General features: G+C 70.6%; 1 protein-coding gene (running past both ends of the window). It reads right to left on the minus strand.

The whole window is internal to a non-ribosomal peptide synthase/polyketide synthase gene (locus tag FL344_RS07925; RefSeq protein ID WP_141618077.1) on the minus strand: the coding sequence, 46,185 nt in all, runs 11,932 nt past the left edge and 14,649 nt past the right edge, and what appears here is coding positions 14,650-34,253 (codon 4,884, complete, through codon 11,418, partial); reading right to left, the first codon wholly in view occupies positions 19,602-19,604. Both codon boundaries (start and stop) fall beyond the window edges.

Below are 19,604 nucleotides of genomic sequence, written 5' to 3' on the forward strand. Positions count from 1 at the left end.
CCACCGGCCTTGAGCACCGCCAGCACCGCGACGATGGCATCGGGCGTGCGCTCCAGGCACAGGCCCACGCGGACCTCCGGGCCCACGCCCAGCGTGCGCAGCTGCGCGGCGAGTTGGTTCGCCTTCGCGTTGAGCTGGGCGTACGTGAGGACCTGGGACTCCAGCGATACGGCGGGGGCATCGGGCGTCCGAGCCGCCTGCTCCTCGACGCGCAGGTGGAAGGTGGCCTCGCGGGCCATGTCCGCTGCGTCGTCCGGCTGCGGCGCCTCCTCCCTTTCGAGCGGCAGCGCGGAGACAGGGGTGTCCGGCGACGTCACGGCTTCTTCCAGCAGGACCTGGAGGTGCGCCACCAGTCGCTCCGCCGTGGCGGACTCGAACAGGTCGGTGCTGTAGACGAGCCCGCCCTGGTAGCCCTCCGTCGCCCGGGACAGGACCAGCTCCAGCTCGAAGCGGCTGACCGTGTGCTTCGACTCGAAGCCCCGGAGGGACAGCTCCGGGAGCGTCAGCTCGGGAACCGGCGTGTTCTGGAGGGCGAACATCACCTGGAATAGCGGCGTGCGGCCCTCCTCACGGGCGGGCTGGAGATCCTCCACCAGCCGCTCGACGGGGAGGTCCTGGTGCTCGTAGGCCCCCAGCGTGGTGTCACGCACCTGGGCCAGCAGCTCCCGGAAGGTCGGGTCCTGACCGAAGCGAGCGCGCAGCACCAGCGTGTTCACGAAGAAGCCGATGAGCCCCTCCGTCTGCGCGTGGCGACGGCCGGCGATGGGCGAGCCCACCAGCACGTCATCCTGCCCCGAGTACCGGTTCAGCAGCACCTGGAAGGCAGAGAGCAACACCATGAAGGGCGTTGCCCGCTCCTTCAGCGCGAGCGCGTCCACGGCGTCGCTCAGGGCCGCCGGCAATTGGATGGGCGTGTTGTCGCCCTGGAAGGACGGCTGCTCCGGCCTCGGCTTGTCGGTGGGGAGCTCCAGGTACGGCGGCGCGTCCGCGAGCATCCCGCGCCAGTAGTCGAGCTGCGCTTCCAGGACCGGGCCCTGGAGCCACTTCCGTTGCCACGCCGCGAAGTCCGCGTACTGGAACGGGAGCGGGGGCAGGGGAGACGGCTGCCCCTGCCGGAAGGCGCCGTAGATCGCCGCCATCTCCCGGACCATCACGCCGTTGGACCAGCCGTCGGTGACGATGTGGTGCATGTTGAGCACCAGCACGTGCTCCGTCGCGGACTGCTTCAACAGGATGCCCCGGACCACCGGGCCATTCGCCAGGTCGAAGGGGCGTTGGACCTCTTCCTGGACCCGTCGCAGCGTCTCCGCCTCACGAAGATGAGCGACGGACTCACCTGACAAGTCCAAGACCTGGATGGGAACCTGAGAGGGCGGGTGGATGACCTGGACGGGTGAGTCGCCTTCCATGCGGAACGTCGTCCGCAGCACCTCGTGGCGGGCAACCAGCGTGTCGAAGCTTCGCTGGAGCGCGGGCAGGTTCAGCGCGCCCGTGAGCTGGAGCGCCAGCGGGTGGTTGTAGGCACTGCTGCCCGTTTCGCTCCACTGGCTGATGACCCAGAGCCGCTGCTGGGAGAAGGACAGTGGCAGCGAGGCGCGCCGGTCCGCGTGGGTCAGTGCCGGCACCGCGGCGTCGGACTGCGCGGGCGCGTTCTTCTGGCCGTCCAGGTACGCCGCGAGCCCGGCGACCGTGGGGGACTCGAAGAAGGCGCGCAGCGGGAGCTCGATGCCGAAGCGCGTCCGCACGCGCACCACCACCTGGGTGGCCAGCAGCGAGTGGCCTCCCAGCTCGAAGAACCCATCGTGGATGCCGACCCGGCCGACGCTGAGCACCTGGGCGAAGAGCTCGGCCAGGGCCTCCTCCGTCGGCGTGCGCGGTGCGACGTAGAGGCCCCGCTGGACGGTGGGCGCCTCGGGGGCGGGCAGGGCCTTGCGGTCCACCTTTCCGCTGGGCGTCAGCGGCAGGACGCCCAGGTGAACGAAGGTCGACGGCACCATGTGCTGGGGGAGCTGCTTCAGCAGGTGCGCTCGCAGCGTCTCGGCCTCCAGCGGCGCCGAGTCACCCGTGATGTAGGCCACGAGGCGGGCATCCCCTCGCGTCTCCTCACGCACCACGGCAACGGCGTCGCGCACGCCGGGATGTGTGCGCAGCGCGGTCTCGACTTCACCCAGCTCGATGCGGAAGCCGCGCAGCTTCACCTGGAAGTCGGCCCGGCCCAGGTACTCCAGCGTGCCGTCCGGCAACCACCGCGCCACGTCTCCGGTGCGGTACAGGCGCGCGCCCGGAATGCCGCTGAAGGCATCCGGAATGAAGCGCTCCGCCGTCAACTGCGGTCGCTGCCAGTATCCGCGTCCCACCTGCACGCCGCCAATGTGCAGCTCGCCCGGGATTCCCACTGGCGCCGGCTGTCCGTGCATGTCCAGCACGTACAGCACCGTGTTCGCCACCGGCCGACCAATGGGGACTCGGTGGAAGTCCTCGCCCCGAGGGCAGGGCCAGTACGTGACGTCCACCGCTGCCTCTGTCGGCCCGTAGAGGTTGTGCACCCCCACCGGCGCGGGCAGCCGCGCGTACGCCTTCTTCACCAGCTCCGCGCTCAACGCCTCGCCGCTACACACCACCCGCCGCAGGCTTCCCAACCCCTCCAGCCCTGGCTCCTCCACGAAGGCGCGCAGCATGGACGGCACGAAGTGCACCGTCGTCACGCCCTCCGCCTTCATCAGCTTCACCAGGTACGCCGGCTCCTGGTGGCCACCAGGCCGCGCCACCACCAACTTCGCCCCCGCCAGCAGCGGCCAGAAGAACTCCCACACCGACACGTCGAAGCTGAAGGGCGTCTTCTGCAGCACCACGTCCGTGCCGTTAAGCCCGTACTCCTCCTGCATCCACTTCAGCCGGTTGGCGACGCCCCCGTGCGCATTCATCGCCCCCTTCGGGCGCCCCGTGCTTCCTGAGGTGAAGATGACGTACGCCAGTGACTCCGGGCCCACTCGCACCACCGGCTTCGTCACCGGCTGCTTCGACACTTCTCCCGCTGCGCTGTCCAGGCACACCACTCGCGCGCCGCTGGGCGGAAGCACCGACTTCCACTTCTCGTGCGTCAGCAGCACCGACGCCCCGGTGTCCTCCAGCAGCCACCCCAGACGCTCCTTCGGGTACGCCGGGTCCACCGGCACGTAGGCCGCGCCCGCCTTCAGCACGCCCAGCAGCGCCACCACCATGTCCACTGAGCGCTCCAGGCACACGCCCACCAGCGACTCCGGGGCCACTCCCAGGCCCCTCAGGTGGTGCGCCAGCTGGTTGGCCTTCGCGTCCAGCTCCCGGTACGTCAGTCGCTCCGACTCGAACGCCACTGCCACCGCGTCCGGCGTGCGCGCCACCTGCACCTCCATCAGCGCGTGGATGGTCGCCTCCGAAGCGGGCACCATCTCCCGTCCCTGGAAGCCCTTCAGTACCTGGCGGCGCTCGTCCTCCGAGAGGATGGCGACACGTTGCAGCGGCAGGTCCGGCGTGGCGACGACCACCCGGGCGAGCTCGGTCAGATGGCCCGCGAGCCGCTCCAGGGTGACACCATCGAAGAGGCCCGTTGCGTACTCGAAGCGGCAGTACAGGGTGTTCTGCCGCTCGACGACTTCCAGGCTCAGGTCGAACTTGGAGGTGTCTGGATAGAGGCCGAGTTCGCTCAGCTTCAGCGCCTGATACGACACGTCCACGGTGGGCGTGTTGATCACGTTGAGGACGGCCTGGAACACGGGCGTGCGGCTCTGGTCACGCGGCAACTGGAGCGCTTCGATGACGCGCTCGAAGGGCGCGTCCTGGTTCGCGAACGCGTCCAGCGAATGCCGCTTCACGCGGCCAAGCAGTTCTCGGAACGACGGGGCGCCCTCCAGCCGCGCGCGCAGCGCGAGCGTATTCACGAAGCAGCCCAGCAGCCCCTCCACCTCCGGACGGGAGCGGCCCGCCGTGGGAATGCCCACCGCGAAGTCCTCCTGACCCGAAGTGCGTCCCAGCAGTGCCTGGAACAGCGCCATGAGCGCCATGAAGGAAGTCGCGCCCTCGCGCCGCCCCAAGGCGAGCAGCGGTTGGGTGACCTCGGGTGGCAGCTCGAAACGGTAGCTGCCACCCGCGTAGGACTGCACCGCGGGCCGAGGCCGATCCGTGGGCAGCTCGAGCGCCGGGACGCCTGTCAGCTGCTCCTTCCACCACCGGAGCTGCCCCTCCATCACCGCGCCTTCCAGCCACCGGCGCTGCCACACTGCGTAGTCCGCGTACTGCACCTCCAGTGGCGGAAGCGGAGAGGGGATTCCCGCGCTGAAGCAGGAGTAGAGCACCGACAGCTCGCGCCCCAGCACCAGGGTGCACCACGCGTCGGAGATGACGTGGTGCTGCATCAGGCTCAGGACGTGGTCTTCCGGTCCCATCCGGAGCAGCAACGCGCGCGCCACGGGGCCCTTCTCGAGATCGAAGGGAAGCGCCGCGAGCGCCGTGCACCGCCGCAGCATCTCCGCTTCGCGCGCTTCCGCCGAGTCGCCGGGGACGTCCTCCACCAGCGCCGGCAGCGAGCCCTCGGCGTGGATGATCTGCACCGCGCCATCTTCCGTCAGTTGGTACGTGGTGCGGAGGACCTCGTGCCGCTTCACCACTTCATTGAGCGCGGCCTGGAGCGCCTCGACGTTCAGCGGGCCGGTGAGACGGAAGTTGGAGCCGTTGTTGTACGCCGTGCTGCCCGGGTCGAGCTGCTGGAGGTACCAGAGCCGCTGCTGCGCGAAGGACAGGGGCAGTGGCCGCGTCCGGGACACGCGGGGAATCGCGGAGGGCTCGGGCTGCTGCGTCGGAGCGGGCGCGGGCGCCTTCAGCTGGGGCTTCGGCGCGGGGGCCTGTGCCTTGGGCGCGGCGGGGAGGGTGACGTGCTCCACGTGGCCGTCCACACGGAGCCGCGCGTGCCGCCCGGTCCGGAAGAGACGGGCCTCACTGCTCGACGGGTGCTGCACGAAACGGCGGCGCTCCTGCTCATTGGCGCGCCACAGGTCCCAGGGAAGACCCGCGCCCTCCAGGGCCAGCTCACCGACGACACCGGGGGGCACCGGCAATCCGGCCGCGTCCAGCACCCAGGACTGGAGCCCTTCGGGGACACGTTCCGTCGGAGGCCGTGGCAGCAGGCCCCCCTCGCCAGCGGCACCCGCGAGCAGGACCTCCGTTCCCAGGTTCCGGTGCAGCGACAGGGCCAGCTCCGTGGAGGCGCCGTCCAGGACGAGCGCCCCCACGGGCTCCAGCGCTTCGCGGGCCTGCGGCAGCTCCACCAGCGTGCGCGCCAGCCGCGCCGAGGCATGCAGGAGGACGGCGCCCGACTGCCGGGCCAGCGCCAGCAGTTCGTCCACCGCCAACGTGCCCTCCGCCTGCCGCTGGACCTTCCGCTGCGAGGCGTCCTGCTCCAGGCGCTCGCGAATCACGGTCAACCGGCGCAGGCCCTCCAGCACCACAGGCGTGTCCAGGCCGAAGTCGATGAGGCAGGCCACCTCGTCCACATCGGCTTCCCGGACGTGGAGCAGGCGCTGCACGCCGCTCTCCACCGTGCCGATGAGGCCGGTGCCCTTCGCGTGGTGCTCGAAGGTGTGTTCGAGCAGGGCATTCACGTCCTCCTCGGACACCTTGTCGATTTCGCCCTGGTAACCCTGCGCGGCCAGCAGCGTGGCGGTGATCTCCGCCGAACTCCGGAAGTAGCTCAGCAGCGGCTTGCGGACCGTGCGCAGCACCTCCTGTTCGTCATCGCCGATGAACGCGTGCAGCATCAACGCGACGTGGCCACGGCCCGGATGCCCGTTGCGGCGCCACGCTTCGCGGTAGAGCCCCACCTTCTGCTTCAGCTCCTCCAATGACTGCGTGAGCAGGCCGGTGAGCACGCCAGCACCCACTTCACCGGCCAGGCGGAACGTCTCCGGACTGCCGGCGGCCGTGAGCCACACGGGCAGGTCCTTCTGGACGGGCTTGGGCCGCAGGCCGACCTCCACCGTGACGCCGCCGCCACCCGGACGGCGGAGCTTCTCGCCTCGCCAGAGGGCGCGCACCGTCTCCAGGTTCCGCAGCAGGACGTTGCGGCGATCCTCGAAGTTCTGCGGGGCGAAGGTGAAGTCCGCCACGTGCCAGCCCGTCGCAATCGACAGACCCGCGCGGCCTCCGGAGAGGTTGTCCACCACGGACCACTGCTCGGCGACCTGCAGCGGGTCATGCAGCGGGAGCACGACGCTGCCCGAGCGCAGGCTCAGGTTGCGGGTGATGGTGGCCAGCGCGCCCGCCACCACCGCGGGCTGGGGATAGAGGCCGCCGAACGAGTGGAAGTGCCGCTCCGGCGTCCACACCGCGGAGAAGCCGTTGGCGTCCGCGTACTTCGCGCCCTCGACCAACAGCTCGTACTTCGGCCCCACGAGCGAGTCTTCATCGTTGGCGAAGTAGATGAGGCTCAGGTCCATCGCACCCTGGCGAGGGCCGCCGCCCTGGAGGACTTCCCACTGGGCCGTCACCTGCTCGGAGGGGAACTTCACGGTCAGCCCGCGTGACAGGGCCCACAGGGCCTCCAGCTCCGGGCGCTCCGCCGAGGACTCCGCGGCGGCCACCCACGTGGTGCCTTCCGCGGGCCGCAGCCGCTTGTCGAGCGCATCGAAGAGCTCGGTGAGCCCCTGATGCACCAGGGCCCACGGCGACTGGTTGGCGCCCACGGGCAGCAGCCACGCCAGCGCCTCCGGGGCCGGAGCCGGGTGCTCCGCCAGCGCACCGGAAGACTCCAGCGCGTCCTCCACATGGAGCACCCGCGCCGCATCCAGCCGCGCGGCGGTCATGATGCCTTGCCACGTGACGAGCACCGGCACCCGGGCTCCAGGTGCCGCGAAGTCCGACAGGCGCCCCAGGTCCGTGGGGCCCACGGCCACGACGGCGCCACCGGCCTCCAGGACACCCCAGAGGACGGCCAGCTTCGCGGGGGACGGCTTCAGGCAGACCGCGACCGGCTCACCGGGTTGCACGCCGAGCGTTCGCAGCCGCGCGGCGACGTTGCGCGCACGCTGGGCGAGGTCGCTCCAGGTCCACGACGTCGAGCCCTGAATGACGGCGGTGGCTCCCGGCTGACGGGCCGCGCGCTGGGACAGCCGCGAGGGAATCGGCGTGGAGACGGGCCGGGGAAGGGGGGCAGGCCAGGCGCGCCGGTCCTCCTCCGTGGCCAGGGGCAACCGGGAGATGCGCTCCGAGGGCCGAGCCAGCGCCGAACCCAACAGCACCTGGAGGTGCTCCACGATGCGCCGGGCCGTGGCTTCGTCGAACAACTCGGTGGCGTACTCCAGCGCGCCGCTGATGCGACCGGCGTCATCGCCGAGCACGAGGGACAGGTCGGACAGCGTCGCGCCCCACTGCACCGGGGCGTCCGGCACTTCCACCATGGTTCCGCGGACGCCGGTCAGCTCCAGCGCGGCGGCCGTGCCTCCCACCGTGGTGTGGAAGACGAAGATGGTGTCCGTCAGCCGTCCCCGGCCAATGTCCTTGCCGGGGACGAGGGCCTCCACGAGGTGCTCGAAGGGCACGTCCGGACGCAACTGGACGTCGTTGACCTCCTGCCGCACGCGGGCCAGGAGCTCGAGGAACGTCGGGTCATCCGCGAAGCTGGTGCGGAACGCGGCCGAGTGCGCCACGTAGCCGATGAGCGGCAGCAGCTCCGGCCGGGTGCGGTTGCCAATGGGCGTGCCGACGATGATGTCCGTCTGCCCGCTGTAGCGGTGCAGCAGCGCCTGCCAGGCGGCGAGCACCATCATGTATGGGGTGTAGCTCTCACGCTTTCCAAACTCCGCCACCTCCCGGGACAGCGCGGCCGAGAAGGACACCGGCATGCGCACTGACGTCAGCGGGCTCGTCTTGGGGCGCGGCCGGTCCGTTGCGATGTTCAGTTGCCGAGGCATGGCGGCAAGCTGGTTGCGCCACCACTGCTCCTGTTCGGGCAGACGTCCTTCAGCGACGACCTGCCGCTGCCATGCGCCGAAGTCCGCGTACTGCACGGGAAGCGGCGGCAGGGGCGCTGGACGGCCCTGCTGGAAGGCCGCGTAGCACTGGAACAGCTCGTGGATGAAGATGTTGACGGACAGCGTGTCGCTGACGATGTGGTGGATGTTGCCCAGCAGGATGTGCACGTGCTCGTCGAGCTGGAGCAGCGTGGTCCGGACGACAGGGCCCTTCACCAGATCGAACGGCTTCGCGGCGTCCTCGCGGGCCAACTGCATCGCCTCGGCCTCGCGCTGTTCGGGGGTGCCGGTGAGCGTCAGGCGCACCAGCGGGACATGCATCCGCGCGTGGAAGCGCTGGACCGGGCGGCCATCCACCACGTCGTAGGTCGTCCGCAGGGATTCGTGGCGCTGGATGATCTCCTGGACGGCGCGCTCCAGGATGACCGCGTCCACGACGCCTTCCAGCCGGAAGACGAACGGGATGTTGTACGCGGACAGGCCCGGCAGGTGCTGCTCCAGGCGCCAGACGCGCTCCTGGACGAAGGACAGCGGCAGGGGCCGGTCGCGAGGCAGCGGGACGATGGGCAGCTCGCGGGTGGCCTCTACGACCGGGGCCTGACGCAGCAGGGGCTCGATGCGCTGGGCGATGCCCGCCACGGTGGGGGCCTCGAACAGCGCGGCCAGGGGGAGCTGGACACCGAACGTGGACCGCACCTGGTTGAGGAGCTGGGCGGCCATCAGCGAGTTGCCGCCGATCTCCAGGAAGTTGTCGTCGCGGCCCACGAACGTCAGGCCGAGCCGCTCACGCCAGAGCGCCGCCAGCCGTTCCTCGATGTCGCCTCGCGGCGAGTCTTCGCGTTCTGGGGTGAGAGCAGGCGCGGGCGTCCCCTGGGCCTGATGCGGCGACGTGGCCTGGCGGGCCGCGAGGCTGCCGTGGGTCTGGACTGGAGCCGAGGCCCCATTCTGTCCTCCAGGCACATGGGCAGAGAGCTGCGGGGTGCCGGGCGTCGCGAAGCTCCCAGGTGCCGGGAACGCGGCCGCGGAACCGACCTGCACCCCCGACGCTGGCGCCGGGGACGCGTGGAGCCCTACATTCGCAGGGGATGACGGCGCCGCGACCGAGGCGAGCGCAGCCGCGTGCCCCGCGCCGTGCGTCGGCGCGGAAATGGCCGCCTGCGCCGGCCGCGCCGGAGCCTCCACCCAGCAGCGCTTCTCCTGGAACGGGTACGTGGGCAGGTGCAGGCGCAGCCGCTGTTCGTGGCCGTAGAAGACGTTCCAGTCCACCGAGACGCCCAGGGTCCACAGCTCGCCCACCGCGGTCATCAGGCTGGCGTGCTCCGGGGTCGTGCCGCCACGGCGCAGCGTCGCCACCGCCTTGACCCGCTCCTTGTCGCGTCCCAGGCACGCGCGTACCAGCGGCGTCAGGTCCTGCCCCGGGCCGACCTCCAGCAACAGGCTGCATCCCTCTTCGAGCAATGCCCCGACGGCATTCGTGAAGCGCACCGGCTGGCGCATCTGCGCCGCCCAGTAGTCCGGCTGGGCCAGCTCGTTCGCCTGTGCCCACCGTCCCGTGACGCTGGAGGCGTAACGGAGCGTCGGCGCATGCCGCTGGAGCGAGTTCACCACGTCTGCCAGCGCCGGCATCAGCGGCTCCACGTCCGCCGAATGGAACGCGTGCGGCGCGGGCATCCGCACGGTGCCCACTTCACGGCGACGCAGCTCATCCTGAAGCCGCTCCACCTCCGCGATGGGGCCGGCGACAACGCAGCGATCCGGTGCGTTGATGGCCGCCAGCGACAGCCGGCCCGTCAGCAGCGGCAGCACCTGCGACTCCGGCATCGCCACCGCGAGCATCGCGCCCGGGGGCATGCGGTGCATCAGCTCGCCACGTGCCACGGCGAGCCGCATCGCGTCTTCCAGCGACAGCACGCCCGACAGGCACGCGGCGGCATACTCACCGAAGCTGTGCCCCAGCACGGCATACGGCCGCAGGCCCCAGTCCATCCACATCCGGGCCAGCGAATACTCCACCGTGAACAGCGCGGGCAGGGCGGCACGGGTATCAGCCACCGCCGCCGCGTCCACTCCCGGCCCGGCGAACAGCACCTCGCGGACCCGCTCCCGGAGCGCGGGCTCCAGCAGCGCCAGGCACGCATCCGCGTGAGCGCGGAAGGCCGGCTCCGCTTCGTACAGCTCGCGGCCCATGCCCGCCTGCTGCGCGCCCTGGCCCGGGAAGATGAAGGCCACCCGGCGGCGGTTCGCGTCGGCATCGGCCACCTTCACCGGCGTGTACGGCTTGCGCAGCCGCGCCGTCAGGTCCGCGGCGTCCCGGGCCACCACGGTGCGCCGGAACTCGAAGGCCTTGCGTCCCACGGCATGCGTGAAGGCCACGTCCGCCAGGGACAGGTCCGCGGCGTGGGCCTCGGCATGCCCGGCGAGTTGCCGCGCCGCCGCTTCCAGCGCTTCGGCGGAGCGAGCGGACAGCGTGACGACCTGGTGTGAGCGCGTGGTGGAGCCGCTGTGCGCCATCGGGGACTCCTCGAGCACTGCGTGGGCGTTGGTGCCGCCAATGCCGAAGGAGCTGACGGCCGCGCGTCGCGGCGTCTCGGTCCTCGGCCACGGCCGCAGGGTGGTGTTGACGAAGAAGGGGCTGGCGTCGAAGTCGATCTGCGGATTGGGCCGCTCGAAGTGCAGGCTGGGCGGCACCTCGCCATGGTGCAGGGACAGCGCGACCTTCATGAGGCCCGCCAGTCCGGCCACCGTGTCCATGTGCCCCATGTTGCTCTTGAGCGAGGCCAGGGCGATGGTGCCCCGGTGCTCGGCGCCCAGGCCGTAGGCGCGCTGGAGCGCGGCCACTTCAATGGGGTCGCCCAGCGGCGTCGCCGTGCCGTGGGCCTCCACGTAGCCGATGTCCTGGGCCCGCACGCCGGAGCGCGCGAGCGCCTGGGAGATGACCGCGGCCTGGCCCTGGACGCTGGGGGCGGTGTAGCCGGACTTGTAGCGCCCGTCGTTGTTGGTCGCCGTGGCCCGGATGACGGCGTAGATGGAGTCGCCATCCCGCTGCGCGTCCTCCAGCCGCTTGAGGACCACGCACGCGACGCCGTTCCCGGACACCGTGCCCTGCGCGTTCGCGTCGAAGCTCCGGCAGTGTCCGTCCGGAGAGAGAATCATTCCCTCCTGGTAGACGTAGCCGGTGCGCTGCGGGACGGCGATGCGCGTGGCCCCCGCCAGCGCCACACCCGAACGACCCGCCAGCAGGTTCTGGCAGGCGAGGTGGACAGCGACGAGCCCCGTGGAGCACGCCGTGTAGACGAGGACGCTCTCACCGGTGAGCCCCAGCTTGAAAGACGCCTTGGTGGCCAGGCTCTCATGGGTGGCGGTGCCGTAGAGCTCGAACAGGGCCGCGCCATCCAGCGGCAGCGTGGCCCGGACCGCGTCCTTGTAGCCGGAGTCGACGGCGCCCGCGTACAGCGAGATGGCCTCGGGCGTGCGCTCCGGGTCGATGCCCGCGTCCTCCAGCGCGGACCACGCCGTCTGGAGGAAGAGCCGCTGCTGTGGGTCCATCCACTGCGCTTCGCGCAGTGACAGGTCGAAGAAGCCCGGGTCGAATCCGTCGATGCCGTCCAGGACACCACCGGCCGGGACGAAGGCCGGATGTTGTGACAGCTCCAAGCCTTCGGGCAGGCCGGGCATCCGCTCCAACTGCTCGGGCGTGAAGCGGGAGATGGACTCCACACCTTCGCGCAGGTTCCGCCAGAAGTCCTGGACGGAGCTGGCTCCCGGGAAGCGCCCCGACATGCCCACGATGGCGACCAGGCCGGAGCCCGTGGCGGGTTTCGCCTCGGCGCTCGGCTTGGAGGCAGGCTCGGGCCGCGCGGGGGCGGCGGGGACCTCGTCCACCTTCGCGTCGCGCTCCAGGACGGCGGCCAGCGCGTCCACGGTGGGGTGCTCGAACAGCCACACCACCGGCACCTCCCGGTTCAACGTCTCCCGCATGCGCTTGGCGATGCGCACGACCGACAGAGACGTTCCGCCCAGGTCATCGAAGAGGTGGTCATGGAGGCCGACGCGCTCCGTGCCCAGCTCCTTCGCCCACAGCGCGGCGAGCTGCTGCGCCAGCGGGCTCGACGGCTCCACGAAATGGCCCTCACGGCCCGTGGACGCGCTGTCCGGCGCGGGGAGTGCCTTCCGGTCCACCTTGCCACTGGTGCTCAGCGGCAACGTGGGGAGGACCACGAAGACGGACGGCACCATGTACTCGGGGAGCTGTTGACGCATGCCCGCGCGGAGCGCCGCGACATCCAGCGGCGCGTCATCGCGTCCCATGGCGTAGGCCACCAGTCGCTTGTCACCGGGGATGTCCTCGCGGACCACGGCGGCGGCTTCCAGCACGCCGGGCTGGGTGCGCAGCGCGGCCTCGACGTCCGCCAGCTCGATGCGGAACCCGCGCACCTTCACCTGATTGTCGATGCGGCCAATGAACTCCAGCGTGCCGTCCGGGCGCCACCGGACCAGGTCTCCCGTCCGGTAGAGGCGCGCACCAGGCTGGGTGGCGAAGGGGGCGGGGATGAAGCGCTCCGCCGTGAGGTCCGGCCGCGACACGTATCCGCGCCCGAGCCCTTCACCGCCCACGTACAGCTCGCCCGGCACCCCCACGGGGACCAACTGGAGCTGCGAATCCAGCACGTAGGCCTGCGTGTTCGAGACAGGCCGGCCAATGGGCACAGAGGCCCCGACCTGCGAGGCCTCGTAGGCCGTGTAGCTGGTGGAGATGATGGAGTTCTCCGTCGGGCCGTAGCCGTTGGTGACGGGGACTCCGGTGGTGGTCAGCGTGCGGCGCGTGTGGGGGGCGGACAGGATGTCACCCACCACGTGAATGGCCCGCAGCTTCTTCAGCAGGTCGGTCCGGTACTCCACGACCTGCGAGAACAGGCCCGCTGGGAAGTGGATGAGCGTGACGCCGTGGCGCTCCACCACGCGGGACAGCGTGTCCAGGTCGCTGGCTTGCGCCTCCGGCGGATACAGGACGACGCCGCTTCCGTTGAGCAGCGGAAGCCACAGCTCCATCACCGAGCCGTCGAACGAGGCGGGCGCCATGACGAGCCCAGTCTCCCGGACGCCGAAGTGGATGAAGGGCTCACTGCGCGTGAGGCGGAGCACGCCCCGGTGCGGGATGGCCACGCCCTTCGGGCGCCCCGTGCTCCCGGACGTGAACATCACGTAGGCCAGGTGATTCGGTCCCACGTCGGACACCGGGGACGTGGTGGGCCACTCCGACAGGTCCAGCTCCTCCAGGAGCAGGGTGGGAAGCCCGCCGTCGGGGAGCGGCAGCCTGGCGTGGTTGGCCCGCGACGTGAGCAGCAGGTGCGGTGGCGCGTCCTCCAGCATGATGGCCAGCCGCTGCGCGGGGTACGACGCGTCCAGCGGCACGAAGGCGCCTCCGGCCTTGAGCACCGCCAGCATCGCGATGACCCACGCCGTGCCCCGGTCCAGGCTCACGGCCACGAGCACTTCCGTGCTCACCCCGCGCGAACGGAGCAGGTTCGCGAGCTGGTTGGCCCGCGTGTCCAACTGCTCGAAGGTCAGCGTCTCGTCACCACACTCCAGCGCGACGGCGAAGGGGCGCAGGGAGGCGTGCCGCGCGATGACCTCCGCGATGGTGCCTCCAGCGCCGTCATACCGGGCCGCGTTGTCATTCCACTCGCGGAGGAGCTGCTGACGCTCGCCGGGGGTGAGCATCTCCAGCGTGCCCAGCGGCTGGTCCGGCGCGGCGGTCACGGACGCCATGAGGACGCGCAGGTGCCCGGCGAGGCGGGCCACCGTGGCGGTCTCGAAGAGGTCGGTGCTGTGCTCGATGGCGCCGCGCAGGCCGTCGGCGTCATCCGTGAGGGCGAGCCCCAGGTCGAAGCGCGAGGTCCCGATGTCCACGTCCGTCGGCCTCAGCGTGAGGCCCGTGGCCCGCACCGGGCCCGTGGGCGTGTTCAGCAGGGAGAAGTAGGTCTGCACCAGCGGATTGCGGCCCAGGTCCCGGCGTGGCTGGAGCTCCTCGACCAGCTTCTCGAAGGGCAGGTCCTGGTGCTCGTACGCGGCCAGGGTCGTGTCGCGGACCTGCGCGAGCAGGGCGCGGAACGAGTCGCGCGGACGCACCCGAGCCCGCAGCACCAGCGTGTTGACGAAGAACCCGACCAGGCCCTCGACCTCGCCGTGGCGGCGGCCCGCGATGGGCGAGCCCACCAGCAGATCCTCCTGCCGACTGTAACGCGAGAGCAGCACCTGCCACACGGCCAGCAGCGCCATGTACGGAGTGGCCCCCGCCTGGCGCGCCAGCGCGAGGAACGGCGCCACCACGTCCTGGGGCAGGTGAATGGGGAAGAGCTCGCCGAACTGCGAGCGATGGGTGGGCCTCGGCTTGTCGGTGGGCAGGTCCAGCACCTGAGGCGCACCGGCGAGCTGCTCCTTCCACCAATCGACCTGCGCGGTGAGCACCTCGCCCTGGAGCCACTGCCGCTGCCAGGACGCGAAGTCCGCGTACTGGATGGGCAGCGGCGGCAGCGCCGGGCTTCGGCCCTGGGCGAATGCATCGTAGGCGGCGGCGACCTCGCGCACGATGACGCCGAGCGACCAGCCATCCGACACGATGTGGTGCATGGTCAGCACCAGCACGTGCAGCTCCGCGTCCAGCTTCAACAGCAGGGTGCGCAGAAGGGGGCCCGCGCTCAAGTCGAACGGCTGGCCCGCATCCGTGGCGGCCAACCGGCGCGCCTCGGCCTCCCGGTCGCCTTCCGGCAGGCTCGTGAGGTCCGTCAGGGGAAGCGCCCAGTCCGCCGCGGGGTGGATGACCTGGATGGGGTCGCCGTCACGCATCACGAAGCTTGTGCGCAGCGGCTCATGGCGTTTGACGAGGTACTCCAGCGCACGGCGCAGGGCCTCGGTGTCCAGCGCGCCTTCCAGCCTGAGCGCTCCCGGCAGGTTGTACTGGCTGCCGCCGGGCTGGAGCTGGTCGATGAGCCACAGTCGCTGCTGTGCGAAGGACGGCGGCAGGTTCCCATCGCGTATCACGGGCCGGAGCGCCGGAATCTGGGGCGCGCTGACGCGCAGGAGCATGCCTTCCTCGACGAGCTCGGTGACTCGGGCCACGGAGGGCGCGTCGAAGAGCGCGTTGAGGGAGAGCTCCACGCCGAACGTCGTCCGCAGGCGGGAGATGATCTGGGTGGCCAGAAGCGAGTGACCTCCCAGTGCGAAGAAGTCGTCGTGCAGGCCCACTTGCTCCACGCGAAGGAGTTCACGGAAGAGGGCGGCGACGCGCTGTTGGAACGGAGTCATGCGCTCTTGCACGGGCGGGGCGGAAGCCCCGGGGACAGGGGTGGCAACGGGCAGAGGTAGAGCCTTGCGGTCCACCTTTCCGTTGGGAGACAGAGGTAGGGACGGCAGCGTCACGATGGCCGTAGGCACCATGTGGGCCGGCAGGTGCTCAGCCAGCCGTGCCCGCAGCGCCGTCACGTCCGGCGCCGGTTCTCCCGTGACGTAGGCCACGAGGCGCTGATCGCCCGGGGCGTCTTCACGGACCACGGCGACGGCGTCGCGCACGCCGGGATGCGTGCGCAGCGCGGTCTCGACTTCACCCAGCTCGATGCGGAAGCCGCGCAGCTTCACCTGGAAGTCGGCCCGGCCCAGGTACTCCAGCGTGCCGTCCGGCAACCACCGCGCCACGTCTCCGGTGCGGTACAGGCGCGCGCCGGGAATGCCGCTGAAGGCGTCGGGAATGAAGCGCTCCGCCGTCAACTGCGGTCGCTGCCAGTACCCGCGTCCCACCTGCACGCCGCCAATGTGCAGCTCGCCCGGGATTCCCACCGGCGCCGGCTGCCCGTGCACGTCCAGCACGTACAGCACCGTATTGGCTACGGGGCGGCCAATCGGGACGCGGTGGAAGTCCTCGCCACGAGGGCAGAGCCAGTACGTGACGTCTACTGCTGCTTCCGTCGGCCCATAGAGGTTGTGCACCCCCACCGGCGCGGGCAGCCGCGCGTACGCCTTCTTCACCAACTCCGCGCTCAACGCCTCGCCGCTACACACCACCCGCCGCAGGCTTCCCAGCCCCTCCAGCCCGGGCTCCTCCACGAAGGCGCGCAGCATGGACGGCACGAAGTGCACCGTCGTCACGCCCTCCGCCTTCATCAGCTTCACCAGGTACGCCGGCTCCTGGTGGCCACCAGGCCGCGCCACCACCAGCTTCGCCCCCGCCAGCAGCGGCCAGAAGAACTCCCACACCGACACGTCGAAGCTGAAGGGCGTCTTCTGCAGCACCACGTCCGTGCCGTTAAGCCCGTACTCCTCCTGCATCCACTTCAGCCGGTTGACGACGCCTCCGTGCGCATTCATCGCCCCCTTCGGACGCCCCGTGCTTCCTGAGGTGAAGATGACGTACGCCAGTGACTCCGGGCCCACTCGCACCACCGGCTTCGTCACCGGCTGCTTCGCCACTTCTCCCACTGCGCTGTCCAGGCACACCACTCGCGCGCCGCTGGGCGGAAGCACCGACTTCCACTTCTCGTGCGTCAGCAGCACCGACGCCCCGGTGTCCTCCAGCATCCACCCCAGACGCTCCTTCGGGTACGCCGGGTCCACTGGCACGTAGGCCGCGCCCGCCTTCAGCACGCCCAGCAGCGCCACCACCATGTCCACCGAGCGCTCCAGGCACACGCCCACCAGCGACTCTGGTGCCACCCCCAAGCCACGCAGGTGGTGCGCCAGCTGGTTGGCTCTCACGTCCAGATCCCGGTACGTCAGCCGCTCCGACTCGAACGCCACTGCCACCGCGTCCGGCGTGCGCGCCACCTGCGCCTCCATCAGCGCGTGGATGGTCGCCTCCGAAGCGGGCGCCATCTCACGTCCCTGGAAGCCCTTCACCACCTGCTGCTGTTCGTCGTCAGGCAGCATCGGCAGCGCTTGAATGCGCGTCTGCGGATCGCGCACGACCGCTTCCAGCAGTGTCTGGAAGTGCCGTGTCAGTCGAATCGCCGCTTCGGGTGTGAAGAGGTCCAGGCTGAACTCCAGCCCTCCCTCCAGACTCCCATCGCCCAGCTCCATCAGCGACAGGGTGAGGTCGAGCCGGGCCGTGTCCGTACTGGACCGCATCTGCTCGACCGTCACGCCGGGCAGCGACGGCGGCTGCATGGGCGCGTTCTGCAGGGCGAACATCACCTGGATGAGCGGCGTCTTGCCGCCACCGCGCTCGCCGCCAACGGCCTCGACCAGCCGGTCGAACGGCACGTCCTGGCGCACGTAGGCCGCCAGGGACTCCTCTCGGACGCGCGACACCAGCTCCGCGAAGGTCGGCGCCCCGTCCAAGCGGGCCCGCAGGGCCAACGTGTTGACGAAGAAGCCGATCAGGGGCTCCAGCTCGGACTGGGTGCGGTGGGCAATGGGGCTGCCCACGCAGAAGTCCTTCTGTCCCGAGTAGCGGGAGAGCAGGATTTCATAGGCCGCCAGCAGCACCATGAAGAGCGTGGCCCCCTGGTCACGAGCCACCTTCTTCAGGGCTTCCGCCAGCTCCGCCGACACCGCGAAGAAGTGGCTCGAGCCACGCACGGTGCGGGTCGCGGGCCGGCCCAGGTCGCCGTGCAACTCCAGCGCGGGAACACCCATGAGGTGAGTCCGCAGCTCGGCCAGCTGCGTCTGGATGCCCTGCGACTGCACCCACTGCCGCTGCCACGCGGCGAAGTCCGCGTACTGCACAGGCAGGGGCGGCAGGGAAGTCGGCTGGTTCTTACTGAGCGCGGCGTAGAGCGCGGCGACCTCACGCACCAGCACGCCCATGGACCAGCCGTCCGATGCGATGTGGTGCAAGCACAGCAGCAGCACGTGTTCGTCCGCGTCCAGACGGAGCAGCACGGTGCGGAGCAGAGGCGCGACGGACAGGTCGAACGGGAAGCGGGCTTCCTCCGTCATCCGCTGCCGCACGCGCGCGTCGCGAGCCGGCCCCTCGAGCGAGGACAGGTCCTCCACCGGAAGGTCCCAGACCTCTGGCGCCGGCTGGACGTGCTGCGTGGGCAGTCCCTCCGTCGAGGAGAAGGAGGTACGCAACACCTCGTGCCGAGCCACGACTTCGGCGAAGGTGCGCCGCAGCACGTCCACGTCCAGCGCCCCGGACAGCTTCAGGGCGAAGGGCACGTTGTAGACGGCATGTCCCTTCTGGAGCTGCGCCAGGAACCACAGGCGCTGCTGCGAGAAGGACAAGGGCAGCGCCGAATCCCGGGGCACGGGCAGCAACGGAGGCATCGCCGCGCGCGACGCCTGCATCATCAGCGCTTCGATGCGCTCCGCCAGGCCCGCGAGCGTGGGCGCCTCGAACAGCGTCCTCAGCGGGACCTCCACGCCGAGCGCCGCGCGGATGCGCGTCACCAACTGCGTGGCCAGCAGCGAGTGGCCTCCCAGTTCGAAGAAGTCGTCGTGAGGCCGCACCCGCTCGACGTGCAGCACCTCCCGGAACAACGCCGCCAACTGCTGCTGGAGCAGGGGCAGATCCGCCGCCTGGGTGTCTTCGGTGGGCGACAGGTCCGGAGCTGGAAGGGCCTTGCGGTCCACCTTGCCGTTTGGAGACAGGGGCAGGGTGCCCAGCACCACCACGGCGTTGGGCACCATGTACTCGGGGAGCCGCTGGCGCAGATGTTCCCGGAGGGACGCGGTGTCCACGCCCTCAGGAGTCACGTAGGCCACCAGACGCCGGTCCCCCGGGATGTCCTCGCGCACCACGGCAATCGCCGTCTCCACCGAGGAGTGATTGCGCAGCGCGGCCTCGACTTCTCCCAGCTCGATGCGGAAGCCCCGCAGCTTCACCTGGAAGTCCACGCGGCCCAGGAACTGGAGCGTGCCGTCCGCCTGCCAACGCGCACGGTCTCCCGAGCGGTACAACCGAGCCCCCGGAGGCCCGAAGGGATTGGGCACGAAGCGCTCAGCCGTCAACGCGGGCTGGCCCAGGTAGCCCCGGGCCAGTCCATCGCCGCCGATGAGCACCTCACCCGGGACGCCCACAGGCACCGCCTGCATCGCCGAATCCAGCACGTACACCTGGGTGTTCGCGATGGGCCGTCCGATGGACACGGAGTCACCCACCGCGTCGCCCGGCGCCATCCGGTGGCACGCAGTGAAGGTGGTGCCCTCCGTGGGGCCGTAGCCGTTCACCAGCCCCACGCCCTGCGCCAGCCGCTCCCGGACTCGAGGCGCCGGGAGCACGTCACCACCGGCGAGCAGTTGACGCACCGTGCCCAAAGCCTCCGGCTGGTGCTGCTGCATCTGCTCGAAGAGTGCCGCCGTCAGCCAGAGCACCGACACCTGGTGCCGCACCAGCGCCTGTCCCAGCTCCGCCAGGTCCGGCGTGCGCTGCGGGTAGAGAACCAGGCGCGCCCCGTGCAGCAGCGCGCCCCAAATCTCCAAGGTGGACGCGTCGAAGGCCAGAGGCGCCAGTTGCAGCACCACCTCCGACGGCCCCAAATCCACGAAGCGAGAGCCGATGAGCAGGCGCACCACGCCCCGGTGCGGAATGGCCACGCCCTTGGGCATCCCCGTCGAGCCGGAGGTGTAGGTGATGTATGCGAGCTGCTCTGCGCCCACCAGCCCACCCGT

Source organism: Myxococcus sp. AB036A, from assembly GCF_006547355.1.
Taxonomy (GTDB): domain Bacteria; phylum Myxococcota; class Myxococcia; order Myxococcales; family Myxococcaceae; genus Myxococcus; species Myxococcus virescens.